Source organism: Pseudomonas inefficax, assembly GCF_900277125.1.
Lineage (GTDB): Bacteria > Pseudomonadota > Gammaproteobacteria > Pseudomonadales > Pseudomonadaceae > Aquipseudomonas > Aquipseudomonas inefficax.
Genome location: NZ_OPYN01000207.1, coordinates 182079 through 205678, shown reverse-complemented (window position 1 = coordinate 205678; position 23600 = coordinate 182079). Strand labels below are relative to the sequence as shown.

The window sequence follows — 23600 nt, the reverse complement described above, 5'->3', positions numbered from 1 at the left end:
GCGAAGAATTCACAGAAGATTCAGCGGGTAACTCACAATCAACCGGTTCTCATCGAACGAGTTGGTGCTGAAGTCCCGGCGCATGGTGGAGTTTCGCCACTTCACCGACAGGTCCTTGAAGCTGCCCGACTGCACCACATAGGCTAACTCGGTTTCCCGTGCCCATTCCTTGCCATCGTCCACGCCACCCGCAGTGACGTTGTCACCCTTGATATAGCGGTTCATCAGGGTCAGGCCTGGCACGCCGACGGTGGCGAAGTTGAAGTCATGGCGCACCTGCCAGGAGCGTTCCTTGGCATTGTCGAAGCTGGAGTTGTAGCTGTCGTTTGCCAGGGTGCCACCGCTGGTGCCGTTGACCCGCATCCAAGCGTCGTCGCCGCTGACTTTCTGCAGGCCGACGTAGAGGGTGTGGCCCTGATAGCGCGCCGAGAGCATGGCCGAGGCGGTGCGGTTGTCCAGTTCGCCGGCGCGCTCGGCGCCGTCTTCCTTGCCGATGAAGTAGCCCAGGTTGGCACCCAGGGTCCAGTCGCCCAGGGGTTGGCTGTGCACCAGGTTGAGGTACTGCTGGCGGTAGATGTCCTTGAGCTGGGCATCCCACAGGCCGATCATGGTGCGCTTGTCGTTGAAGGTATATTCGCCGCCGCCAAAGTTGAAACGGTCGGAGGTGAATGCGGCCTTACCATTCAGCGACATGTCCTCCATGCTGGCGTCGTTGCGCGGGCTGTTGCCGCGAAACTGGCCGGCGTACAGGGTCAGGCCGGCGATTTCCTTCGAGGTCAGCTGGCCACCGCGGAAGGTCTGCGGCAGCGAGCGGCCATCGTCCGAGCGCAGGATCGGCAGGACCGGCATCCATTCACCCACTTTCAGCTCGGTTTCGGACAGCTTGGCTTTCAGTGCCACGCCCAGGCGGCCGAAGTCATCGGCGGGGCGGCCGTCGTCGTGCACCGGCAGCAGATGGGTGTTGGTGGTGCCCTTGCCGCCGTCGAGCTTGACCGAGTACAGGCCCAGTACGTCCACGCCGAAACCTACGGTGCCCTGGGTGAAGCCGGAGCGGGCGTCGAGGATGAAGCTCTGCGTCCACTCCTCGGCCTTGGTCTGCGGGTGGGCCGGGTCGACGAAGTTGCGATTGATGTAGAAGTTGCGCAGGTTGAGGGTGGCCTTTGCATCCTCCAGGAAACCACCTTCGTCGGCGGCGAACACGGGGAATGCGCAGGACATGGCCAACAGGCCGGGCAGCAGCTGGCGTGCGGGTTGCAAAGTGCTCATCTGTCGGGGATCTCTTGTTTTTATGGGCGAGCGGTACGCTATAGGACGCGGCCTGCGGGATGAACGGGGCAACGTTGCGTGGGAAGGATGGTGCGGGGTAGGGCTGGGGGGAGGCAATTCGCCGCAAACGGAAGCGGGCGATAATCGAACGGAATGTTCTGGTTGGTTAATTGTTCTCCTGTACTGGCCTCTTCGCGGGTAAACCCGCTCCCACAGGTACTGCACAGCCTTCAGCATTTATGCAAAACATTGTGGGAGCGGGTTCACCCGCGAAGAGGCCGGTTCAGGCAACACAAAACAAAAAGCCCACCGCGAGGGTGGGCTTGATGCTTTGACAGCTTCAATCAGCTCTTCGGTGCTTCCACCGCTGCCTGCTGGTTGTTGGCCTGCCCGCTCTGCTCGTACCAGCCACCGCCAAGCGCCTTGTACAGGTTGACCTCGCTGGTCAGCTGCGACAAGCGATCGCCAATCAGCGCCTGCTGGGCGCTGAACAGGTTGCGCTGGGCGTCGAGGAAGGTCAGGTTGCTGTCGATACCGATGCGATAGCGGCGTTCGGCCAGGCGGTAGTAGTCCTGGTTCGCCTGCACCAGGTCGCGTTGCGCCTGCAGCTGCTCTTCGAAGGTCTTGCGTGCCGCCAGGCCATCGGAGACTTCCTGGAAGGCGGTCTGGATGGTCTTTTCGTACTTGGCGACGTTGATGTCTTTCTGGATCTTCGAGTAGTCCAGGCTGGCCTTCAGGCTGCCGGCATTGAAGATCGGCAGGTTGATCTGTGGCTGGAACAACCAGGTGCCCTGGCCGCCCGAGAACAGGTGGCCCATGTCGGGGCTCAGGCTGCCGGCATTGGCGGTCAGGCTGATGCTCGGGAAGAACGCTGCTCGGGCCGCGCCAATGTTGGCATTGGCGGCCTTGAGCAGGTGCTCGGCTTCCTGGATGTCCGGGCGACGCTGGAGGATGTCCGACGGCAGGCCGGCCGGTACTTCGGCCAGCTGGTCGGCATCGAGCTCCAGCGGCTTGGCCAGGTCGGCGGGAATGCCGGTGCCCAGCAGCACGGTCAGGCTGTTGACGTCCTGGGCGACCAGGCGCTGGTACTGCGAGTACTTGACCCGGGCGCCTTCCACGGCGGTACGCGCCTGGCTGACGTCGAGTGCCGAGGCTACGCCGACTTCGTTGCTGCGACGGGTGAGGTTGTAGCTTTCCTCGTAGGTCTTCAGCGTTTCTTCGGTCAGCTTGAACAGCGCCTGGTCGGCCTGCCAGGTGTAATAGGCGTTGGCCACGCTGGCCACCAGGCTGATCTGCGTGGAGCGACGCGCCTGCTCGCTGGACAGGTAGGTTTCCAGGGCCTGCTCGGTCAGGCTGCGCACGCGGCCGAACAGGTCCAGCTCATAAGCGCTGACGCCAAGAGTGGCCGAGTACTGGCTGGTGATGCCTGCTTCGCCCGTCTGCGACATGTTTGCCGGTACGCGTTGGCGGCTGCCGCTGCCGTTGGCCGAAACCGCAGGGAACAGGTCGGCACGCTGGATGCGGTACTGCGCACGGTAGGCATCGATGTTCAACGCGGCAACGCGCAGGTCGCGGTTGTTGACCAGCGATGTCTGGATCAGTTGCTGCAGTGCCGGGTCGTGGAAGAACTGGCGCCAGCCCTGTTCGGCGGCGGCAACTTCCGCCGATTGCGTCGGCGAGTACGCAGGGCCTTGCGGCCACTGCGCAGCCACCGGCGATTCCGGGGTCTGGTAGTCAGGGATCAGCGAGCAGCCGCCAAGAATGAAAGCGGTTACTGCCAGGGACAACAAAGACTTGGTCATTGCCCAGCCTCATAACGTGGAGTTTCAGGGGTGGCGTCTTTTTCCGGCTCTTTGCTGCCGAACAGTGACGACACTGCGACGAAGAACAGTGGTACCCAGAAGATAGCCAGCACGGTCGCACTGATCATGCCGCCGATCACGCCAGTACCGATGGCGTGCTGGCTGCCGGCGCCGGCGCCGCTGGCGATAGTCAACGGTACCACGCCGAGGATGAACGCCAGCGAGGTCATGATGATCGGGCGCAGACGCATGCGGCACGCCTCGATCGCCGCGTCGTACAGGCTGCGGCCTTGCTCGTGCAGCTCCTTGGCGAACTCGACGATCAGAATGGCGTTTTTCGCCGCCAGGCCGATGGTGGTCAACAGGCCGACCAGGAAGTACACATCGTTGGACAACCCGCGCAGGCTGGTGGCGATCAGGGCACCGATGATACCCAGCGGTACCACCAGCACCACGGCGATCGGGATCGACCAGCTTTCGTACAGGGCTGCCAGGCACAGGAACACGAACAGTACCGAGAGGGCAAACAATGCCGGCATCTGCGAACCGGAGAGTTTTTCCTCGTAGGACATGCCGGTCCAGGAGAAGCCGATGCCGCTTGGCAGTTCGCCAGCAATGCGCTCGACCTCGGCCATGGCTTCACCGGTACTGTAGCCCGGGGCTGGAGCACCGAGGATTTCCATTGCCTCGACGCCGTTGTAACGCGACAGCTTCGGCGAACCGTAGGTCCATTCGCCCTTGGCGAAGGAGGAGAACGGCACCATTTCGCCGGCGCCATTGCGCACGTACCACTTCTGCAGGTCTTCCGGGCTCATTCGTGCGTTCGGCTCGCCCTGGATGTACACCTTCTTGACCCGGCCACGGTCGATGAAGTCGTTGACGTAGCTGGCACCCAGGGCAATCGACAGGGTGTTGTTGATGTCGGCGATGGTCACGCCCAGGGCGCTGGCACGCTCGTCATCGATGGTCAGCTGGTACTGCGGCTCGTCGTTCAGGCCATTCGGGCGCACGGCGCTGAGGATCTTGCTCTGCGCGGCCTTGGCCAGGAACTGGTTGCGCGCTTCCATCAGCTTGGCATGGCCGACACCGCCGCGGTCCTGCAGGAACACGTCGAAGCCGGTGGCGTTACCCAGTTCGAGCACCGCAGGCGGGGCAAAGGCGAACACCATTGCATCACGGAAGGTGAAGAAGTGCTGCTGGGCGCGCTGGGCAAGGGCAAACACGCTGTTTTCCTTGGAGCGCTCGTCCCACGGCTTGAGCATGATGAACGCCATACCCGAGCTCTGGCCACGGCCGGCGAAGTTGAAGCCATTGACGGTGAACACCGAAGCCACGGTGTCGGCCTCTTCGCTGAGCAGGTACTCACGCATCTGGTCGACCACCACCTGGGTGCGCTCGGCACTGGAGCCGGCCGGGGTCTGTACCTGGGCGAACAATACGCCCTGGTCTTCTTCCGGCAGGAACGCGGTAGGGATGCGGGCGAACAGCCAGATCATGCCGACCACGATCAGCGCGTAGGCCAGCAGGAACGGTACCTTGTTGCGCAGGATAGTGCCCACGCTGCGCTCGTAGCCGGTTACGCTGCGGTCGAAGTTGCGGTTGAACCAGCCAAAGAAGCCACGCTTGGCCACATGGTGCTCGCCCTTCTTCAGCGGCTTGAGCATGGTGGCGCACAAGGCCGGGGTGAAGATGAGCGCCACCAGCACCGACAGGCCCATGGCCGAGACGATGGTGATGGAGAACTGCCGGTAGATCACACCCGTGGAGCCGCCAAAGAACGCCATGGGCAGCAGTACTGCCGACAGCACCAGGGCGATACCCACCAGGGCACCCTGGATCTGCTCCATCGAGCGCTTGGTCGCTTCCTTGGGCGGCAAGCCTTCCTCGGACATCACCCGCTCGACGTTCTCCACCACGACGATGGCGTCGTCCACCAGCAAGCCGATGGCCAGGACCATGGCGAACATGGTCAGGGTGTTGATGCTGAAGCCTGCTGCGGCAAGGATGCCGAAGGTGCCCAGCAACACCACCGGTACGGTCATGGTGGTGATGACGGTGGCACGGAAGTTCTGCAGGAACAGGTACATCACCAGGAACACCAGGACCACGGCTTCGATCAGGGTGTGGATTACGCCGCTGATCGATTCGGTGACCACTGGGGTCGTGTCATACGGGAATACTGCCTTCACCCCAGGCGGGAAGAACGGTTCCAGGTCGGAGATGGTCTTGCGCAGGGCCTTGGCGGTGTCCAGTGCGTTGGCACCGGTGGCCAGTTTTACTGCCAGGCCGGAAGCCGGCTTACCGTTGAACTGAGCGCTGACGGCATAGTTTTCACCACCCAGGCCAACCTGGGCGACATCACCCAGACGCACCTGCGAACCGTCGCTGTTGACCTTGAGCAGGATCTTCTCGAACTGCTCGGCAGTCTGCAGGCGGGTCTTGCCGATGATGGTGGCGTTCAGCTGGGTACCCGGCATGGCCGGCAGGCCGCCGAGCTGGCCGGAGGATACCTGCACGTTCTGCGCGGCCACGGCGGTCTTGACGTCGACCGGGGTCAGCTGGAACTTGTTCAGCTTGGCCGGATCGAGCCAGATACGCATGGCGTACTGCGCACCGAATACCTGGAAGTCACCCACACCTGCGGTGCGCGAGATCGGGTCCTGCATGTTGGAGACGATGTAGTTGGCCAGGTCGTCCTTGGTCATGCTGCCGTCTTCGGACACCAGGCCGATCACCAGCAGGAAGTTCTTCACTGCCTTGGTGACGCGGATACCTTGTTGCTGCACTTCCTGCGGCAGCAGCGGGGTGGCCAGGTTCAGCTTGTTCTGCACCTGCACCTGTGCGGTGTCGGGGTTGGTGCCCTGCTCGAAGGTGGCGGTAATGGTCATGCTGCCATCGGAGTTACTTTCCGACGACACATAACGCAGGTTGTCGATACCGTTGAGCTGCTGCTCGATCACCTGTACCACGGTGTCCTGCACGGTTTGCGCCGAGGCGCCCGGGTAGGTCACGGCGATGGCGATGGCCGGCGGCGCGATGCTGGGGTACTGGTTGATCGGCAGCTTCAGGATCGACAAGGCGCCGACCAGCATGATCACCAAGGCGATCACCCAGGCGAAGATCGGGCGATCGATAAAGAACTTCGACATGGTTTACTCCGCTTTGGCGTCTGCTTTCGCCGCGTTGGCCTGATCAGGGCTGGCCGGCTTCTTGACGTTGGTGGCTTCGCTGACTTTTACCTCCACGCCCGGGCGCACGTACTGCAGCCCTTCGGTGATCAGGCGGTCGCCCGGTTTGAGGCCTTCCTCGATCAGCCAGTCGCTACCCAGGGTACGGTTGGCCTTGAGCTGGCGCAGTTCGACCTTGTTCTCCTGGTTGACCACCAGCGCGGTCGGTGCGCCTTTCAGGTCGCGGGTCACGCCCTGTTGCGGGGCCAGGATGGCGTTGGCGTTGACCCCGGCCTTGAGCCGCGCATGCACGAACATGCCGGGCAGCAGGGTGTGATCGGGGTTGGGGAACAGCGCGCGCAGGGTGACCGAGCCGGTGGTCTCGTCGACCGCGACTTCAGAGAATTCCAGGCGGCCTTCCTGCTTGAACAGGCTGCCGTCTTCCAGCACCAGTTGCACCGAGGCGGCGTTGTCGCCGGCCTTTTGCAGCTGGCCGCTTTCCAGGTCACGACGCAGCTTGAGCAGCTCGGCGGTGGACTGGGTGACGTCGACGTAGATCGGGTCGAGTTGCTGGATGGTCGCCATGGCATTGGTTTGGCCGTTGCTCACCAGTGCACCTTCGGTGAACGAAGAACGGCCGATACGGCCGCTGATAGGTGCCAGGACCTTGGTGTAGCGCAGGTCGATCTGTGCGCTCTTGAGCGAAGCCTCGGCCTGCAATCGTTTGGCATTGGCGTCGTCGTATTCCTGTTTGGAAACAGCCTGTTCGTCGATCAGCTGCTTGTAGCGTTCTGCCAGCGAGCGGGTAGCCTGCAGGTTGGCCTGGGCATTGGCCAGGTTGGCTTCGTACACGGCAGGGTCGATCTGGTACAGCTGCTGGCCTTCCTTGACCTCGCTGCCTTCCTTGAACAGGCGCTTGAGGATGATGCCGTTGACCTGCGGGCGCACTTCGGCGACGCGGTAGGCAGTGGTACGGCCTGGCAGTTCCGTGGTCAGAGTGAAGGCCTGGGGCTGGATGGTCACGACGCCGACCTGAGGAGCCTGCGCCGCTGGCGCTGCTTCCTCTTTCTTACAGCCACTGAGCAGGGTTGCCAGGGCGACGGCGGAAACCAGAGCGGTAACGGCTGGCTTGAATTGCATGAGGATCCTCGGGTCGTCGGAGCTGGGAGACGCTCAAGAGTAATGGAAGAGTCTTGATCTGGAAAAATTGCTATCCGGTGGATAAATAGCTTGCTAAGGAATATACTTACATTCATGGTTGTTTGTAAATACCGCTGGGTTGTACTTAGGTACTGCCACAGCCCTTGATTAGCTCATCCGCGAGGCACCCTGCAGAGGTGCCCCCGGAGCGTTCCCCGCCGCGCCGCGCGTTCGGGGCAGATGAGGTTTGTACTGCCATGGTCCGTCGAACCAAAGAGGAAGCCCAGGAAACCCGCGCCCAGATCATCGAGGCGGCGGAAAAGGCCTTCTACAAGCGCGGGGTTGCGCGAACCACCCTGGCCGACATCGCCGAACTGGCGGGTGTGACGCGGGGGGCGATCTACTGGCACTTCAACAACAAGGCCGAGTTGGTGCAGGCGCTGCTCGACAGCCTGCATGAAACCCATGACCACCTGGCGCGGGCGAGCGAAAGCGAGGACGAAGTAGACCCGCTTGGCTGCATGCGCAAGCTGCTGCTGCAGGTGTTCAACGAGCTGGTGCTCGATGCCCGAACCCGGCGTATCAATGAAATCCTGCATCACAAGTGCGAGTTCACCGATGACATGTGTGAAATTCGCCAGCAGCGCCAAGGTGCGGTGCTGGATTGCCACCAGGGCATCACCCTGGCGTTGGCCAATGCCGTGCGCCGGGGCCAGTTGCCAGGCGAGCTGGATGTCGAGCGCGCGGCGGTGGCCATGTTTGCCTATGTCGATGGCCTGATCGGGCGCTGGCTGTTGCTGCCTGACAGTGTCGATCTGTTGAAGGATGTCGAAAAATGGGTCGACACCGGGCTGGATATGCTGCGCTTGAGCCCGGCTCTGCGCAAATGACACTTTGTTAAGGATTGTGAGGGAGTGTTGCCCCTTTGTGTTAAGGGGGGATTAATGCTTTCGGATTGCTCGGCTGTTCAGGTTCTGCTACCGCACCGAGGTCTCTGTGGGAGCGGGTTTACCCGCGAATCAGGCGCCGCGGTGGATGGCACGGGCTTCGCCCGTGTTCGCGGGTAAACCCGCTCCCACAGGGATCGCGCCAGCTTTAGAAATTGAGCAAGACAGTTGCTGCCGCATTCAACGTCCGCGTAGTTGCCGGTCCGGCAATGCCACCGCCGCTAACAGCCCGAGTACCGCCACCCCGGCACTCCCCATCAGCAACTGCCGGAACGTCTCCAGCAACCTCCCTTGGGTCACCAGGTCCACTTCGCCGGCCTTCAGGCTCCCCAGCAAAGGATTACCCAGCGACTCGAACCCGCCCTGGTGCAGTAGCGCCAGTAGCAGGCTGGACATGCACGCCACCCCCATGGCCCCGCCCAGCGAGCGGAACAGGTTGGTGGTGCTGGTGGCGACGCCGATGTCCTTGCTGTCCACCGCGCTTTGCGTACCTACCAGCGAGGTCGGGAACTGCAACCCGCAAGCGATACCGGTCAGCAGCATGAACAGTGCACTGAGCAAGGCCGACTGCGGCGGGGTCAACGCCATGGCGAAAATGGCCAACGGCATCAGCAGTGCGCCGGCCAATATCTGCGGTTTGTAGCGCCCGGTCAGGCTGGTCATGCGCCCACCGGTGAAGGCACCCATGGGCAGCCCCATCACCAGCGGCAGGAGGTGCAGGGCAGCGCTGTCGGCGCCGGCGCCGGTGATGCCCTGGTAGCGCAACGGCATGAGCATGGTCAGGGAGATTGACTGAAAGCTGGCGAAGAAGATCACGCCCCAGCACAGCACCGCCACGCGATTGCCGAACAGGCCGAGTAGCAGCAGCGGCTCCAGGCAGCGGCGTTCATGGACGATGAACAGCATCAGGCCCAGCGTGGCGCAGGCGAACAAGGCCAGCACGGCCGGGTCGACCCAGGCGTGGCCCTGGCCGACCAGGGTAATACCCAGCAACAGGCTACCCAGACCGAGGATCAGCAACACGGCGCCCAGGTAGTCCACCCGCGCCTCGCGGCGCTGCGCCGGCATGCCGCCGAGGGCGCGGCGGATCGCCCACAGTGCAACCAGCCCCAGTGGCAGGTTGATCCAGAACACCCAGCGCCATGACAGGTATTCGGTCAGCCAGCCGCCCAGTACCGGCCCGGCTACACTGGCCACCGCGTACATGCTGCTGAAATAACCCTGGTAGCGGCCGCGCTCCCGAGGTGGCACGAAATCGCCGATGATCGCCTGGCTCACCGAGACCATGCCCCCGGCGCCAATGCCCTGCAGTACTCGGGCCAGCACCAGTTGCTGCATGTCCTGGGCCAGGGCACAGGCGATCGAGGCCAGGGTGAACAGGCTGATGCCGGTGAGGATCATCCGGCGCCGCCCGTACAAGTCGCCCAGCTTGCCGTAGATCGGTACGGCCACGGTCATCGCCACCATGTAGCCGGAGATGACCCAGGCCAGCAGGCCGACATCATTGAACTGTGCCGAGATCGCTGGCAGCGAGACAGCGACGATGGTCTGGTCCAGGGCGCCGAGGAAGATCGCCAGCATCAGGGCGGTGAGCACGTTGCGCAGGGTGGTGGGAGGCAGGGCGGCGGTCACGGGGATACCTTGTATGACGGTGGCGGCCTTCTTCGCGGGTAAACCCGCTCCCACAGGTCCGATGTCGCTCCTGAGGACGGCGCGGTCCCTGTGGGAGCGGGTTTACCCGCGAAGAGGCCAGCATGAAGTCCCCGGATTGTAACCTGAGTTAGGTAGCTTCCTATGTACTATCTGCATCCCCTATGCAAGATCGGCATTGGCGCATTCATCCAGTGCAGCATGGCTGCGTGATATCGTTGGTATGCCACAGAGGCTGAAAACCGGGGCTTGCACCAGCTTGGTGCAACATTATGCCGCAGGTTTTCCCGCCGCTGTCTCCCACACCTTTTATTCCTCTGCCTGCATGTCGAGCATGACCGCCCAAGTGACGACGGTTGGAACAGGCCAGGTAGACCCGATTACAGGGGTCGGTAGTTACCGTTCGAATTTCAACTTATTTTGCGGAGTGATCATGCCCAAGGCTTCCCATCAAGATCTGCGTTTTGCCTTCCGCGAGCTGCTCGCTTCAGGTTCCTGTTATCACACCGCATCGGTGTTCGACCCCATGTCGGCCCGCATTGCCGCAGACCTGGGCTTCGAGGTCGGCATCCTCGGTGGTTCCGTCGCTTCGTTGCAGGTGCTGGCTGCACCGGACTTTGCCCTCATCACCCTCAGCGAGTTCGTCGAGCAGGCCACCCGTATCGGTCGTGTGGCGCAACTGCCCGTGCTGGCTGACGCCGACCACGGCTATGGCAACGCGCTGAACGTCATGCGCACCGTCATCGAACTGGAGCGCGCCGGCGTGGCTGCGCTGACCATCGAGGACACCCTGCTGCCTGCCCAGTTCGGGCGCAAGTCCACCGACCTGATCCCGGTTGAAGAGGGCGTCGGCAAGATCCGTGCGGCGCTGGAGGCACGGGTCGATTCCTCGTTGTCGATCATTGCCCGGACCAACGCTGGCGTGCTCACCACCGAAGAAATCATCGTGCGTACCCAGAGCTACCAGAAGGCCGGAGCGGACGGTATCTGCATGGTGGGGGTGAAGGACTTCGAACAACTCGAGCAGATTGCCGAGCACCTGACGGTGCCGCTGATGCTGGTGACCTACGGCAACCCCAACCTGCGCGACGACGAGCGCCTGGCACGCCTGGGCGTGCGCATTGTGGTCGATGGTCACGCGGCCTACTTTGCCGCCATCAAGGCCACCTATGACTGCCTGCGGCTGCAGCGCGGCCAGCAGAACAAGTCGGAAAACCTCAGCGCCACCGAACTCTCGCACACCTACACCCAGCCCGAGGACTACATCCGCTGGGCCAAGGAATACATGAGCGTCGAGGAGTGACCTGATTCACCGGCACGCGCAGCCCTTGTGGGAGCGGCCTTGCGTCGCGAAAGGGCTGTGTAGCAGCCCCGACAATATTTGATGTGGCCAAGAACCTGGGACCGCTGTGCGGTCCTTTCGCGACGCAAGGCCGCTCCCACATGGGCTTTACAAGTCGCGGTCCCACTCCGGTTCGTCCTTGAACCGCTGCACCAGAAAATCCAGCATGCTGCGCAAGGTCGCCGGCATGTGTTTGCGTGAGGTGTACACCGCATTCAGGTTCAGTTCGCGCGGCCTGGCTTCGGGCAGCAGGCGCACCAGCTCGCCGCGGCGCAGGGCCTGCGCGGCCTGGTAGGTCGGCAGCATGGCGATACCTGCGCCGGCCAGCGCCGCCTTCTGCAGTGTCATCGCCTCGTTGGCACTGATGTTCCCCGCCACCGGCACGGCGACCTGCTGGCCGGCCACCTCGAAATGCCACAGGCTGTGGCCGAAGTAGGCATGGGTCAGGCAATTGTGCTGGCTCAGTTCCTCGACCCGTTGCGGCGTGCCGTGCTCGCGCAGGTAGGCCGGTGCAGCACACACTGCCGAGCGGCATACGCTCAAGCGTCGGGCGATCAGGTTGGGGTCCAGGTCATTGCTGGTGCGGATTGCCAGGTCGATGCGCTCGTCCACCAGGTTGACCGTGCGATCGAGCATCTGCAGTTCCACCTTTACCCCGGGGTAGCGCCGGACGTAGGCGGCCACTGCATCCACCAGCTGGGCCTGGCCGAATGAGGTGCTGACGCTGATGCGCAGCGCGCCCTTGGGCGCGTCGTCCGGTTGCTGTACCGCGGCTTGCAGGTCGCCGGCCAGTTCCAGCAGTTGCCGGCAGCGGGGCAGGGTTTCCTGGCCGGCGGCGGTGAGGCTGAGCTTGCGCGTGGTGCGCTGCATCAACCGTGCGCCAACCCAGTCTTCCAGCTCTGCCAGGTAGCGCGACACCACCGGCCGCGACAGTTGCAGATGATCCGCCGCCGCCGACTGGCTACCCAGGTCGACAACGGTGACGAAAACGCGCATGGCGTTGAGACGATCCATGATTTGCCCGGTTTCAGAAACAAACTATGTTCGAGCATCGCATTTTTTGTCACGGATTGGGCAACTAAGCTGTTGGGCATTGTTCATCTGACGGGCGTTTGCGATGTCTCTTCTCACTCCCTTGCATGGCCTGCTGCTGGCCTGTGTGACCCTGGCCGGCCCGGTGTTGGCCGCCGACCCCTTGCAGCTGGAGGTTTACAACCCCGGGCATGAGGCAATTTTCCCGGTCAGTTCGGTAATCGTCAGCGGCGAGCACGACGCCATTCTCGTCGATGCCCAGTTCGGCAAGGCCCAGGCCGAGCAGCTGGTGCAGCGCCTGAGGGCAGGCGGCAAGCAGCTGACCAGTATCTACATCAGCCATGGCGACCCGGACTACTACTTCGGCCTGGATACCCTGACCCAAGCCTTCCCCGAGGCCAAGGTGCTGGCGTCGGCCGCCACGGTTGCCCATATCCGCCAGACCATGGATGCCAAGTTGGCCTACTGGGGCCCGCAGATGGGCGCGGACAGGCCGGCGCGGCTGGTGCTGCCGCAGGTGCTCGAAGGCAACCGCCTGATGCTGGAAGGGCAGGCACTCGAGATGGTCGGCCTCGACGGCCCGCAACCTGATCGCAGTTTCGTATGGGTCCCGTCGATCAAGGCGGTGGTCGGTGGCGTGGTGGTGTCGGAGAACATCCATGTGTGGATGGCCGACACGCAAACGGCCAAGTCCCACGCCGACTGGCTCGGCACCCTGGCGAACATCGAGGCGCTGGCGCCGCGCACGGTCATCCCCGGGCATTACCTGGGGGACAGCAGCCGATCGCTCGAGGCCGTGCGCTTCACAGCGAATTACATTCGTGATTTCGATGCCGAGGCTGCCAAGGCTAAAGACGCCGGTGCGTTGATCGCGGCGATGAAGCGACGTTACCCGAGCCTGGCCGATGAAAGCTCACTGGAGCTGGGGGCCAAGGTCGCCAAGGGCGAGATGAAGTGGTAATTCCGTTCAATTGATGGAGAGTATCCCATGAGCAAGATTGCAATCATCGGTGCCACTGGCCGCGCTGGCAGCCAGTTGCTGGAAGAGGCCCTGCGCCGTGGCCACAGTGTGCTGGCCATCGCCCGCGACCCGTCGCGGTTGCAGGGGCGGGACGGGGTGACCGTCCAGGCGCTGGATGCCAAGGACAGTGCAGCCCTGCAAGCGGCGGTTGCGGGTGTGGATGCGGTGCTGAGTGCGGCGCATTTCTCGACCATCGAGCCACACGCCATCATCGAGCCGGTCAAGCGGGCCGGAGTCAGGCGCCTGCTGGTGGTGGGTGGGGCCGGCAGCCTGTTGCTGCCGTCTGGGCATCGGGTGATCGACAGCCCGGACTTCCCCGAGGCATACAAGGCCGAGGCCGCTGCCGGGGTGCGTTTTCTGGAAGCGTTGCAGCGGGAGCCGAACCTGGACTGGACCTTCCTGTCGCCGTCGGCGGAGTTCGTTGAAGGTGAGCGCAGCGGGCATTACAAGCTGGGCAAGGATCATCTGCTGATCGGCGCGGATGGCAGAAGCTGGATCACCTTTGCCGATTACGCGATTGCCATGCTCGACGAACTGGAAAAGCCGCAGCACTCGCGGCAGCGTTTCACTGTCGGCTACTGAGTCGCCTGCTTCGCGGGCTTGCCCGCTCCCACAGGTACAGCGCAGGCCTTGGATTTTTGCGATACCTGTGGGAGCGGGCGAGCCCGCGAAGGGGCTCTCACTGGCTGGCCTGGCCCTCCAGCCAATCCAGCAATTCCACCAACCCCGGCGGCAAGCTCTTGCTCTGGCTCACCAGGTAATAGCCCTTGCCGGTCATCACCTTCAGCGCAAACGGCATGCACAACCGCCCCCCGCGCAAGTCATCGCCGATCAGCGACCAGTCGCCGATCGCCACCCCGGTCCCCTGCGAGGCCATGGCCATCGCCATGTCCAGCGTCTCGAAATGCTGCTTCGGCCCTGGAGTGCCCAGTGTCACCCCGGCTGCCTGCAGCCATAACTGCCAGTCATGCTCATCTCGCGACGGGTGCAGCAGCATATGTCGCGCCAGGTCCTCGACCTGCTGCAACGGTGCCGGCCCCTGTTGCAGGGACGGTGCGCACACCGGCGTCAGCTGTTCATCGAACAGCTTGCGTACGTGCAGCCCGTGGTTCGGCGCATCGCCATACACCACCGCGGCATCGAAACCCTCGCGGCGAAAGTCCACCCCATGTTGCACCGTGGTGGTCAGTTCTACAGGCACATCCGGGCGTAGCGCCTGCCATTCCATCAGGCGTGGCAGCAGCCAGCGCATTACGCAGGTCGGTGCCTTGAGCTGCAAGGTAGCGGTGCGTCCACCCACCTCGCGCACTCCCTGTTCGATCAGCGCGAACACCTGCTGCACCCTCGGCAGCCAGTCCTGGCCTTCACGGGTCAGGCTCAGCCCACGGGCCTGGCGCTGGAACAAGGCATAACCCAGATGCTCCTCGAGGGCTGCGATCTGTCGGCTGACGGCGCCCTGGGTGATATGCAACTGCTGCCCGGCACGGGTGAAATTGCAGTGCTGGGCGGTGACCAGAAAGGTATGCAGGGCGGGTAGGGGCGGGAGGCGTTTCATTGCACCGAGCCATGATTGCAGGACATGGCTAGTATGTGTTTTTTTGCATTGTGGCGATAGCCGTGGCTGGGTCCAATAAGGGCATAACCCAACCAAGATTCATGGTGAAACCCGATGGCAACCTGCGGCGAAGTACTGGTAAAACTCCTTGAAGGCTATGGTGTGGACCATGTCTTCGGCATTCCTGGCGTACATACCGTGGAGCTCTACCGCGGCCTGGCGGGCTCGTCGATCCGCCATGTCACCCCGCGCCACGAGCAGGGTGCCGGGTTCATGGCCGACGGTTATGCGCGCACCCGCGGCAAGCCCGGGGTGTGCTTCATCATCACCGGCCCGGGCATGACCAACATCACCACTGCCATGGGCCAGGCCTATGCCGACTCGATCCCGATGCTGGTGATTTCCAGCGTGCAGTCGCGCGACCAGCTGGGCGGTGGCCGCGGCAAGCTGCACGAGTTGCCCAACCAGGCAGCGTTGGTGTCGGGTGTGGCGGCGTTTTCCCACACCCTGATGAGTGCCGATGACCTGCCGCAGGTGCTGGCGCGGGCATTCGCCGTGTTCGAAGGGGCCCGACCGCGCCCGGTGCACATCGAGATCCCGCTCGATGTGCTGGTCGAGCCGGCCGATCACCTGTTGCCGGGGCGTGTGGTGCGCAGCAGCCGCGCAGGGGCAGCGCCGCAGGCCGTGGCGCAGATGGCCGAGCGCCTGGCCAATGCAAGGCGGCCATTGATCCTGGCCGGGGGCGGCGCATTGGCCGCGGGCGCTGCGCTGGCGCGCCTGGCCGACCACCTGCAGGCGCCGGTGGCGCTGACCATCAATGCCAAGGGGCTGCTGCCGGCCAGCCACCCGCTGCAGATCGGCTCGACCCAGTCTCTGCCAGCCACACGGGCGCTGGTGGCCGAGGCCGATGTGGTGCTGGCGATCGGTACCGAACTGGCCGAAACCGACTATGACATTACCTTCAAAGGTGGTTTCGAGATCCCGGGCAGCCTGTTGCGCATCGACATCGACCCCGACCAGACCGTGCGCAATTACCTGCCGACGCTGGCGCTGGTGGCCGATGCCGAACTGGCCGCCGAGGCGCTGCTCGGTGCCTTGCAGCCACTGCCGCAACCCGTGCGTGAAAGCACATGGGGGGCAGCTCGGGTGGCCAAGCTGCGCCAGGCACTGGCGGCGGGTTGGGACCAGCCGACCCTGAGCCAGACGCGTTTGTTGAACGCGATTCTCGAGCGCCTGCCCAATGCCATTCTGGTGGGCGATTCGACCCAGCCGGTGTACACCGGCAACCTGACTCTGGACATGGACCAGCCACGCCGTTGGTTCAATGCCTCGACCGGCTATGGCACCTTGGGTTACGCATTGCCAGCTGCCATGGGCGCCTGGCTGGGCAGCGCGGAACAGGTCGACGAGCGTGCCCCAGCGGTGTGCCTGATTGGTGATGGCGGTTTGCAATTCACCTTGCCAGAGCTGGCCAGCGCGGTGGAAGCGCAGGTACCGTTGATCGTGCTGTTGTGGAACAACCAGGGGTACGAGGAAATCAAGAAGTACATGGTCAACCGAGCGATCGAGCCGGTCGGGGTGGATATCCATACGCCGGACTTCATCGGTGTGGCGCGAGCTCTGGGCGCTGCGGCGGAACAGGTGGCAGACGTGGCGCAGCTGCAGGTGGCGCTGGGGCAGGCAGTGGAGCGCAAGGGGCCGACCTTGATCCAGGTTGACCAGAATCAGTGGCAGGGGGCTGTGTTGGGTTGAAGTGAAGCTATTGTCTTTATCGGCCCTTTCGCGGGTGAACCCGCGAAGAGGCCGGCACAGGCAAAGCCAAACTCAGCCAGCAGTCGCTCGCAACCTGGCCACATCACGAATCGGCGGCGCGCCATACAGCCGGCTGTATTCACGGCTGAACTGTGACGGGCTCTCATACCCCACCCGGTAGGCTGCCACCGCTGCCTCGATCCCGTCATTGAGCATCAACCGCCGCGCCTCCTGCAGGCGCAGTTGCTTCTGGTACTGCAACGGGCTCATCGACGTCACGGCCTTGAACCGGTGGTGCAAGGTCGAGGTGCTGAGGTTGACCTCCCGGGCCAGGTCCTCGATGCGCAAAGGTAGCTGGTAGTTCTGGTTGAGCCAGGTGATGGCCTGGCAAACCCGGTGGGTCTGGCTGTTGGCCAAGGCGATTTCGTACAACCGATAGCCCTGCGGCCCACGCAGCAGGCGGTACAGAATCTCCCGACGGAACAGCGGCGCCAGCATCGCGATGTCGCGAGGGGTGTCCAGCAGGCGTATCAGCCGCAGCAAGGCGTCGAGCAACGCGGCATCGGTTCTTTCCACATACAGGCCACGACCGGAAGGCCGGTTGGGCACCAGCATCGGCCCGCTTTCGGCGATCAGCTGGCTGATTTCGGCCGGGTCCAGATCCATGCGCAGGCCAAGGCTCGGGTGCTCGGGGCTGGCATCGAGCCTGACGCCGCTAAGCGGCAAGGTTACCGAGACCACCATGTAGTGCAGCGGGTCGTAGGCGTACTGCTCGTCACCGAGGAACAGGCTTTTGCTGCCCTGGGCGAGGATGCACAGCGCGGGTTGCGCCAGGGTCGGTACCGAGCGCACGTTTTCGGTGTAGCGCACCAGGAAAAGGTCGTCGATGGCCGACGCCGGGCCGTGAGGCTCCCCGGCGTGGCGGCGGATCAGCTCGGCCAGCTCCTGGCGTTGCAGTTCCAGGCTCGGGTCGATGGACGTGGCGGTGGTCATGATGGCTTTCCTCTGCTGACCGACGCAGCATAGGTTTGGGCAATGGCGGGCGCTAGTCAAAAGCTGCACGCCGATTGCCTGATCCTGCCGTGCTGCAGGATCAGGCAATCGGCGTGCAGTAATGGCCTAACGCGTCGCGCGGGAGGGCCCCTAACCTTGGCAGCCTGGCTTTTCCGTCCGCCTGCTTCAAGGAGATTATGCAATGACCCCGACACAACCGGTCACCCACCTTGCTTTCATCCGTGCCAGCAGCGGGCGCTCGGCGGAGCTGGGCGCGCGTCTGCGTGACCTGCTCGAGCCCTCGCTGCGGGCACCGGGTTGCCTGAGTTTCACCGTGCAGCGCTCGCAGGCTGATGCCGATTTATGGTTGCTCAGTGGTAGCTGGCGGGATCAGCAGGCGATGAGTGGGTACTTTGCTTCGCCGACGCTGGAAGTGTTTGGTGAGCTGGTACAGGCGCAGGTGGTCAGCAGCCTGGATCTGCATACCTTTAATTGAGGTGTTGCCTGTTCTTGCCTCATCGCCGGCAAGCCAGCTCCCACAGGTTCATCACAGGTATCGAGAGCGGTGCCGTACCTGTGGAAGCCGGCTTGCCGGCGATAGGGCCGGTACAGGCAAATAGGGTAAAATGCCGCCCCTCGATTAACCAAGCGGATTGCAACATGGCACGTAGGGAATTCCCGCATTTCGAAGCGGTTTCGGCGATGGTCCCGGTGGAAGGTGGCGGCTACAACGCAGCCATCGCGGTCAAGGCTCTGGGTATGGGCGGCGCGCCGCGCTTTCACAAGATTCTCGACGGCCAGGTGTTCAAGGGTGCCGTGGCCGCCGATGAAGCGGCCACATCCGAGCTGCAACGCCTGCAGGGCGTCAGCGAAGAGGGTGAGCTGATCTGGTGATCAGGCCGGCGGGCGGGCCATCTTGAACAGGTTGCCCAGCTCGAAATAATCTGCCGGGCCACCGCCACGCAGGATCGGCTCGGCGGCAGCGGTATCGTAGATGCCGTTCTTCAGCAGGTGCTCGGCAATGTGCACCGCCACCACTTCACCCAGGATCAGCCAGCTGGGCACCAGTTCCTGGTCTGCCCGTTTGAGCTGGACGATCTGGCTGACCTTGCACTCGAAGGCCACCGGGGTTTCGCCGACACGCGGCACGTTGACGATGCTCGACGGGGTGGCGGTGAGGCCGCTCAATTCGAATTCGTTTATCTCGGCGGCAACCGGTGCGCAGCTCTGGTTCATCTGTTCGGCCAACGGGCGGGTGGCCAGGTTCCAGACGAACTCGCCGGTCTGCTCGATGTTGTTAAGGCTGTCTTTGCGCCCGACGCTGCAGAAACCGATGATCGGCGGGATGTAGTTGAAGGCGTTGAAGAAGCTGTAGGGCGCCAGGTTCAGGCGGCCTTCGCGGTCCTGTGAGGAAATCCAGCCGATAGGGCGGGGGCCGACGATGGCATTGAAGGGGTCGTGGGGCAGGCCGTGGCCTTTGGCGGTTTCGTAGTAATACATCTGTGCTGGGCTTGCTGGCCCTACCTCCTGGTGGACAAGGTGCCTAGTGTGCCAAGCCTGTGCCTGTCTGCAAATGATCAAGCCCGGCCGAAGCCGGGCTGGGTGCTCGCATCAGGGATCAGCTGATGCGGTGCGCGTTGGTGCGGTCGAAGCCATCTTCAGCGAAGCGCTGGCCGCCAGTGCGGTCGAAGCCGTCTTCGGCAAAGCGCTGGCCACCGGTGCGGTCGAAGCCATCTTCGGCAAAGCGCTGGCCACCGGTGCGGTCGAAGCCGTCTTCGGCAAAGCGCTGGCCCCCGGTGCGGTCGAAGCCGTCTTCAGCGAAGCGCTGGCCGCCAGTGCGATCGAAACCATCTTCAGCGTAGGCAGCGGATTGGCTCTGGGTCGCTGCGAAGGTGTGGGCGTTGGTGCGGTTGAAGCCATCTTCGGCGAAGGCGCCAGCAGCGAAAACCGAGAGGGCCAGGGTAAGGATCAATTTGTTTTTCATGGTCGTTGCTCCAGTGGGTTCTTGAGGTTGTTTGTTTCTATGGGTTTAATCCTACGCCGATTTATTTGATTAAAAATCGCAAATACTAGCGCTTAAAAATCTAATAATTCGATATATATTGGCGCGCATCTTGTCGCTCAGGCAGCTGTTCTGGCTCAGGATGTGTCCGTCAATGCGCCAACGTTCTGCCAGCCATTGCAGCTTGAGGGAGTGGAATTAATGGGGTGTTAAGGATGAAATATTTGTCATCGAAGGCTGCTCAACGCATTTTTCATCCATCACCAACCGATTTTTCAAATGCTGCTCAGCACCATCGCCGCACCTCAAACCGGAGCGGCACAACAATGAACAAACTTCCGCAAATCACCTTGGCCTTCTGGGTCATGAAGATCTGCGCTACCACCCTTGGCGAAACGGCGGGTGATTTGCTGTCGATGACCCTGAACATCGGCTATGCCCTCAGTTCGCTGCTGCTGATCAGCGTGTTCCTGCTGACCTTGCTCGGCCAGCTGTACTCGCGCCGCTACCACCCGATGCTGTACTGGCTGGTAATCCTCTCCACCAGCACCGCCGGCACCACCATGTCCGACTTCATGGACCGCACCCTGGGCCTGGGCTACGCCGCGGGTTCGGCCCTCCTTATCGGCATCCTGCTGCTGACCTTCCTGGCATGGCGCTTGAGCGGCAACCCACTGGATGTCACCCGCATCAAGAACCGCACGGGTGAATTGTTCTACTGGGTGGCGATCCTGTTTTCCAACACCCTCGGCACCGCGCTGGGCGATTACCTGGCCGATGACTCTGGGCTCGGTTTTGCCGGTGGTGCGTTGTTGATCGGCAGTGCCATCGCCTTGGTAGTGGTAGCCCGCTATTGGACACGCATCCCTGGCGTGGTGTTGTTCTGGGTTGCGTTCGTGCTCACCCGCCCGTTCGGCGCCACGTTGGGCGACTTCCTCACCAAACCCCACGAGAAGGGCGGCCTGGACTTCGGCACGGTCGGGTCTTCGGCGGTGCTGGGCGGGGTGTTGCTGGTACTGGTGCTGATGGCCACTTGGTACCAGCGCCGTGAACCGCGTCAGGCGTTGGAGATGTCCTGAGTGTTGATGCGGTAGCGGGTACTGCGGCCCCCACCAGGCAGGCGAACCAGGCAGGCCTTGTCGAGCAGATCGGCCAGGTGGCGGGTCGCAGTGGCCTTTGATACCTTCGCCACCGCCTGGTATTGCGCTGCGTTGATGCCTTCCTCGAATCCTCGGGGGCCGCCATCGAGCAATCTGTTGAGCACCTTTACCTGTTCGGGCAGCAAGCCATCTGAGCGATGTGCTTGCCAGAACCTGGCCTTGGCCAGTATCCGGTCGATATTGACCAGGGCCTGTTCCAGGCTGCGTAGCAGGGTAGCAAGAAACCAGGATAGCCAGCGGGTGATATCCAGGTCGCCTTTCTGGCTGTTCTCCAGCACTTGGTAATAGCCGGCCCTGTCCTCGAGGATGCTGGCAGACATGGCATAGAAACGAATGGCCTGTCGCTCACCTTGCGCAAGCGCCAGGTCGGTGATTGCCCGAGTCAGACGGCCATTGCCATCGTCGAACGGATGCAGGGTGACGAACCAGAAGTGGGCGATGCCGGCTCGTAGCAGTGGGTCCAGGCTGGCGGAATCGCGACTGTTGGCAAACCATTCGAGAAACTCGTTGAGTTGGGCTTCCAGGTCATCGCGCGGCGGTGCTTCGAAATGCACGGTAGGCTTGTCGAGCCGGCCGGAGATCACCTGCATGGGCATTTCATCACGCAACTGGCCGACCAGTATCGCTTTGCTCAAGGTGCCTTGTGCCAGCGGGAACAGCCACTGGTGCCAGGTGTACAAGCGTTGCAGAGTCAGCGGTCTGTCATAGCCTTGCGTTGCATCCAGCATCAGCTCCGCCAGCCCTTCACTGCGGGCATTGGTAGGCCCTGGCTCCTCGATACCCAGCCGGCGAGCGAGGGACGAGCGAACAGAACCCACGTTCAGCTGCTCACCTTCAATTGCCGAAGAGGTGACGATGTTCTGCAGCAGTGTATCGAGCATGTTCTGGCATTCACTTAGCGCATCGACGCTGCCGATCTTGCCCAGCAAGCGTCCTTGCATGTCGATGCAATTGCGTAGCAGTGCGGCGATAGCTTCGTTTTGCCAGGTGAAGCGTGGCCATGCAGATTGTTGCCAGATCCAGAAGGGGCTACTCATGATCCATCCCGTGAGCCGAATAAGCCGGCTATTCGGCTCATCTTGTGAGCCGAATAATAGCGCTATTCGGCTCATCTCGTGAGCCGAATAAGGCGGTCAATCGGCTCACAGGCTACCGCGTATCACAAAAAAGGGTCGCTCCATGCACTGGAGCGACCCTTTTCAGTATTGCCAGGCCAGCATCACTCAGTGGTAATCCGCGAGTGCTGCTTGGTGTCTTTCATGGTCGCGTAAACCAGCAGCGAGCAGGCGATGCAGGCGGTGACGTACCAGTAGAAGCCACTCTCCATGCCCGCGCTCTTGAACCACAGGGCCACGTACTCGGCAGTGCCGCCGAAGATCGACACGGTCAGGGCATACGGCAGGCCAACGCCCAGGGCGCGGATTTCGGTAGGGAACAGCTCGGCTTTGACCACGGCGTTGATCGAGGTGTAGCCACTGACGATGATCAGCGCCGCCATGATCAGGAAGAACGCGCCCCACCAGGTCTGGATGGTATGCAGGGTGCTGAGGATCGGTACGGTGAACAAGGTGCCGAGTACACCGAAGGCGATCAGGATCGGGCGTCGACCGATCTTGTCGGACAGGCCACCGATCACTGGCTGCAGGCACATGAACAGGAACAGCGTGGCGGCCGAGATGGTGGTCGAGTCGCTGATGCTCATGCCCACGGTGTTGACCAGGTACTTCTGCATGTATGTGGTGTAGGTGTAGAAGGCCAGGGTGCCGCCCATGGTCAGGCCGACTACGGTCATGAGCTCCTTGGGGTGGCGCAGCAGGGTGCGCATCAGGCTTTCCTTGGCCTTTTCCTTCTTGGTGAAGGAGGCGGTTTCTTCCATGCCGCGACGCAGGTACAGGGCCACCACGGCGCACAGCGCACCGATCACGAACGGTACGCGCCAGCCCCAGGCATACAGCTGCTCGGTGGTCAGGGTCTGTTGCAGGACGATCAGTACCGCCAGGGCAATGAGCTGGCCGGAGATCAGGGTCACGTACTGGAAGCTGGAGAAGAAGCCACGGCGGTCCTTGCTGGCCATTTCGCTGAGGTAGGTGGCCGAGGTGCCGTACTCACCACCCACCGACAGGCCCTGCAGCAGGCGTGCGATGACCAGCAGGATTGGCGCGGCGACGCCGATGGTTTCGTAGCCCGGGGTCAGGGCGATGACCAGCGAGCCGGCGCACATCAGCAGCACCGACGCCATCAATGCGGCCTTGCGGCCTTTGCGGTCGGCGTACAGGCCCATCAGCCAGCCACCGATCGGGCGCATGAGGAAGCCCACGGCGAAGATCGCGGCGGTATTGAGCAATTGTGCGGTGGAGTCGCCAGCCGGGAAGAAGGCCTTGGCGAAGTACAGCGAGAATGCGGCGTAGACGTACCAGTCGTACCATTCGACCATGTTGCCGATGGACCCGCTGAAGATCGACTTCAGGCGGCTGGCGGTGGTTTTTTCTGTGGCAGGCGCGGTGGCCGCCCCGGCTGGCAGGGAGGTGGCATTATCCATCAGGGATACCTTCTCGTTGTTTTTGTGGAGCGCGCCGTAGCGCAGCTTGCCAAGGCAAGTGCAGAAGGTGTGCCAAATGGGTGCGGCGTGACCCAGATGGGGGCGCCTTGCGCCCTTCGCGGGCGCGCCCGCTCCCACAGGGACCGCGTGACGTCTGACTCTTCGCGTTTCCCTGTGGGAGCGGGCGTGCCCGCGAAGGGCTGCAAGGCAGCCCCGAAAAATCGTGTTGATG

20 protein-coding genes are annotated in these 23600 nt (G+C 62.8%); 8 read left to right on the top strand and 12 right to left on the bottom strand.

Annotated elements, in window-relative coordinates; all coding sequences use genetic code 11:
• Positions 1-9: 9 nt before the first annotated feature.
• The 4 genes from JV551A3_RS25945 to ttgA form a co-directional block, all read right to left on the bottom strand.
• Positions 10-1266 (bottom strand): OprD family porin, encoded by a 1257-nt coding sequence (locus JV551A3_RS25945; RefSeq protein WP_133975158.1) that lies wholly within the window; start codon positions 1264-1266, stop codon positions 10-12.
• Between the two features lie 344 nt (positions 1267-1610).
• Positions 1611-3068: an AdeC/AdeK/OprM family multidrug efflux complex outer membrane factor gene (locus tag JV551A3_RS25940; RefSeq protein ID WP_133975156.1), complete on the bottom strand. Its 1458-nt coding sequence runs from the start codon at positions 3066-3068 to the stop codon at positions 1611-1613.
• On the bottom strand, positions 3065-6217 hold the full coding sequence (ttgB, locus tag JV551A3_RS25935) for a multidrug efflux RND transporter permease subunit TtgB (protein WP_133975154.1): 3153 nt from the start codon (positions 6215-6217) through the stop codon (positions 3065-3067). Before ttgB ends, JV551A3_RS25940 begins: the two co-directional genes overlap by 4 nt.
• 3 nt (positions 6218-6220) lie before the next feature.
• Positions 6221-7375, bottom strand: a complete 1155-nt coding sequence (gene ttgA / locus JV551A3_RS25930; RefSeq protein ID WP_133975152.1) for a toluene efflux RND transporter periplasmic adaptor subunit TtgA — start codon at positions 7373-7375, stop codon at positions 6221-6223.
• Between the two features lie 257 nt (positions 7376-7632).
• On the opposite strand from ttgA, the gene ttgR reads away from it, so the two are divergent.
• Positions 7633-8265 carry an efflux transport transcriptional regulator TtgR gene (ttgR, locus tag JV551A3_RS25925; RefSeq protein WP_112250444.1) on the top strand — a complete coding sequence of 211 codons (633 nt, stop codon included), beginning with the start codon at positions 7633-7635 and terminating at the stop codon, positions 8263-8265.
• A 237-nt stretch (positions 8266-8502) separates the two neighbouring features.
• Here ttgR and JV551A3_RS25920 read toward each other — a convergent pair whose 3' ends face one another.
• On the bottom strand, positions 8503-9954 hold the full coding sequence (locus tag JV551A3_RS25920; RefSeq protein WP_133975150.1) for an MDR family MFS transporter: 1452 nt from the start codon (positions 9952-9954) through the stop codon (positions 8503-8505).
• Between the two features lie 451 nt (positions 9955-10405).
• Between JV551A3_RS25920 and JV551A3_RS25915 the strand changes: the two genes are divergently transcribed.
• Positions 10406-11275 (top strand): isocitrate lyase/PEP mutase family protein, encoded by an 870-nt coding sequence (locus JV551A3_RS25915; RefSeq protein WP_003259571.1) that lies wholly within the window; start codon positions 10406-10408, stop codon positions 11273-11275.
• Positions 11276-11422: 147 nt separating this feature from the next.
• Here the strand turns inward: JV551A3_RS25915 and JV551A3_RS25910 are convergent, their stop codons facing one another.
• On the bottom strand, positions 11423-12328 hold the full coding sequence (locus tag JV551A3_RS25910; RefSeq protein WP_133975148.1) for a LysR family transcriptional regulator: 906 nt from the start codon (positions 12326-12328) through the stop codon (positions 11423-11425).
• A 103-nt stretch (positions 12329-12431) separates the two neighbouring features.
• Between JV551A3_RS25910 and JV551A3_RS25905 the strand changes: the two genes are divergently transcribed.
• On the top strand, positions 12432-13307 hold the full coding sequence (locus JV551A3_RS25905; RefSeq protein WP_133975146.1) for an MBL fold metallo-hydrolase: 876 nt from the start codon (positions 12432-12434) through the stop codon (positions 13305-13307).
• Between the two features lie 27 nt (positions 13308-13334).
• The gene (locus JV551A3_RS25900; protein WP_133979225.1) at positions 13335-13949 is read left to right on the top strand and encodes an NAD(P)-dependent oxidoreductase; all 615 of its coding nucleotides are present in this window, start codon (positions 13335-13337) and stop codon (positions 13947-13949) included.
• A 97-nt stretch (positions 13950-14046) separates the two neighbouring features.
• Here JV551A3_RS25900 and JV551A3_RS25895 read toward each other — a convergent pair whose 3' ends face one another.
• Positions 14047-14922 (bottom strand): LysR substrate-binding domain-containing protein, encoded by an 876-nt coding sequence (locus JV551A3_RS25895; RefSeq protein WP_133979223.1) that lies wholly within the window; start codon positions 14920-14922, stop codon positions 14047-14049.
• A 114-nt stretch (positions 14923-15036) separates the two neighbouring features.
• On the opposite strand from JV551A3_RS25895, the gene JV551A3_RS25890 reads away from it, so the two are divergent.
• The gene (locus JV551A3_RS25890; RefSeq protein WP_133975140.1) at positions 15037-16674 is read left to right on the top strand and encodes a 5-guanidino-2-oxopentanoate decarboxylase; all 1638 of its coding nucleotides are present in this window, start codon (positions 15037-15039) and stop codon (positions 16672-16674) included.
• Positions 16675-16746: 72 nt separating this feature from the next.
• Here JV551A3_RS25890 and JV551A3_RS25885 read toward each other — a convergent pair whose 3' ends face one another.
• A complete protein-coding gene (locus tag JV551A3_RS25885; RefSeq protein ID WP_133975138.1) occupies positions 16747-17667 on the bottom strand; it encodes an AraC family transcriptional regulator in 921 nt (306 codons plus the stop codon).
• 202 nt (positions 17668-17869) lie between these two features.
• Between JV551A3_RS25885 and JV551A3_RS25880 the strand changes: the two genes are divergently transcribed.
• The gene (locus JV551A3_RS25880) at positions 17870-18163 is read left to right on the top strand and encodes a putative quinol monooxygenase (protein WP_133975136.1); all 294 of its coding nucleotides are present in this window, start codon (positions 17870-17872) and stop codon (positions 18161-18163) included.
• 164 nt (positions 18164-18327) lie between these two features.
• Entirely contained in the window at positions 18328-18561 is a 234-nt protein-coding gene (locus JV551A3_RS25875; RefSeq protein ID WP_112250460.1) for a hypothetical protein, read from the top strand.
• Here JV551A3_RS25875 and JV551A3_RS25870 read toward each other — a convergent pair whose 3' ends face one another.
• Positions 18562-19167: a flavin reductase family protein gene (locus JV551A3_RS25870; RefSeq protein ID WP_133975134.1), complete on the bottom strand. Its 606-nt coding sequence runs from the start codon at positions 19165-19167 to the stop codon at positions 18562-18564. It lies immediately after the preceding gene.
• A 118-nt stretch (positions 19168-19285) separates the two neighbouring features.
• Positions 19286-19651 (bottom strand): heme utilization protein, encoded by a 366-nt coding sequence (locus JV551A3_RS25865; protein ID WP_025340471.1) that lies wholly within the window; start codon positions 19649-19651, stop codon positions 19286-19288.
• Between the two features lie 344 nt (positions 19652-19995).
• On the opposite strand from JV551A3_RS25865, the gene JV551A3_RS25860 reads away from it, so the two are divergent.
• A complete protein-coding gene (locus JV551A3_RS25860; protein ID WP_133975132.1) occupies positions 19996-20748 on the top strand; it encodes a COG4705 family protein in 753 nt (250 codons plus the stop codon).
• On the opposite strand, the gene JV551A3_RS25855 is transcribed toward JV551A3_RS25860, so the two are convergent.
• Positions 20727-21866, bottom strand: coding sequence for a Fic family protein (locus JV551A3_RS25855; protein WP_133975130.1), 1140 nt, complete (start codon positions 21864-21866; stop codon positions 20727-20729). The genes JV551A3_RS25860 and JV551A3_RS25855 overlap by 22 nt on opposite strands.
• A gap of 182 nt (positions 21867-22048) precedes the next feature.
• Positions 22049-23368: an MFS transporter gene (locus JV551A3_RS25850; protein ID WP_075046206.1), complete on the bottom strand. Its 1320-nt coding sequence runs from the start codon at positions 23366-23368 to the stop codon at positions 22049-22051.
• Between the last annotated feature and the right edge of the window lie 232 nt (positions 23369-23600).

Coding starts and splice junctions, on each gene's coding strand:
- JV551A3_RS25945 (WP_133975158.1), bottom strand. CDS start 1,266: ATGAGCACTTTGCAACCCGCACGCCAGCTGCTGCCCGGCCTGTTGGCC.
- JV551A3_RS25940 (WP_133975156.1), bottom strand. CDS start 3,068: ATGACCAAGTCTTTGTTGTCCCTGGCAGTAACCGCTTTCATTCTTGGC.
- ttgB (WP_133975154.1), bottom strand. CDS start 6,217: ATGTCGAAGTTCTTTATCGATCGCCCGATCTTCGCCTGGGTGATCGCC.
- ttgA (WP_133975152.1), bottom strand. CDS start 7,375: ATGCAATTCAAGCCAGCCGTTACCGCTCTGGTTTCCGCCGTCGCCCTG.
- ttgR (WP_112250444.1), top strand. CDS start 7,633: ATGGTCCGTCGAACCAAAGAGGAAGCCCAGGAAACCCGCGCCCAGATC.
- JV551A3_RS25915 (WP_003259571.1), top strand. CDS start 10,406: ATGCCCAAGGCTTCCCATCAAGATCTGCGTTTTGCCTTCCGCGAGCTG.
- JV551A3_RS25910 (WP_133975148.1), bottom strand. CDS start 12,328: ATGGATCGTCTCAACGCCATGCGCGTTTTCGTCACCGTTGTCGACCTG.
- JV551A3_RS25905 (WP_133975146.1), top strand. CDS start 12,432: ATGTCTCTTCTCACTCCCTTGCATGGCCTGCTGCTGGCCTGTGTGACC.
- JV551A3_RS25900 (WP_133979225.1), top strand. CDS start 13,335: ATGAGCAAGATTGCAATCATCGGTGCCACTGGCCGCGCTGGCAGCCAG.
- JV551A3_RS25895 (WP_133979223.1), bottom strand. CDS start 14,922: ATGAAACGCCTCCCGCCCCTACCCGCCCTGCATACCTTTCTGGTCACC.
- JV551A3_RS25890 (WP_133975140.1), top strand. CDS start 15,037: ATGGCAACCTGCGGCGAAGTACTGGTAAAACTCCTTGAAGGCTATGGT.
- JV551A3_RS25885 (WP_133975138.1), bottom strand. CDS start 17,667: ATGACCACCGCCACGTCCATCGACCCGAGCCTGGAACTGCAACGCCAG.
- JV551A3_RS25880 (WP_133975136.1), top strand. CDS start 17,870: ATGACCCCGACACAACCGGTCACCCACCTTGCTTTCATCCGTGCCAGC.
- JV551A3_RS25875 (WP_112250460.1), top strand. CDS start 18,328: ATGGCACGTAGGGAATTCCCGCATTTCGAAGCGGTTTCGGCGATGGTC.
- JV551A3_RS25870 (WP_133975134.1), bottom strand. CDS start 19,167: ATGTATTACTACGAAACCGCCAAAGGCCACGGCCTGCCCCACGACCCC.
- JV551A3_RS25865 (WP_025340471.1), bottom strand. CDS start 19,651: ATGAAAAACAAATTGATCCTTACCCTGGCCCTCTCGGTTTTCGCTGCT.
- JV551A3_RS25860 (WP_133975132.1), top strand. CDS start 19,996: ATGAACAAACTTCCGCAAATCACCTTGGCCTTCTGGGTCATGAAGATC.
- JV551A3_RS25855 (WP_133975130.1), bottom strand. CDS start 21,866: ATGAGTAGCCCCTTCTGGATCTGGCAACAATCTGCATGGCCACGCTTC.
- JV551A3_RS25850 (WP_075046206.1), bottom strand. CDS start 23,368: ATGGATAATGCCACCTCCCTGCCAGCCGGGGCGGCCACCGCGCCTGCC.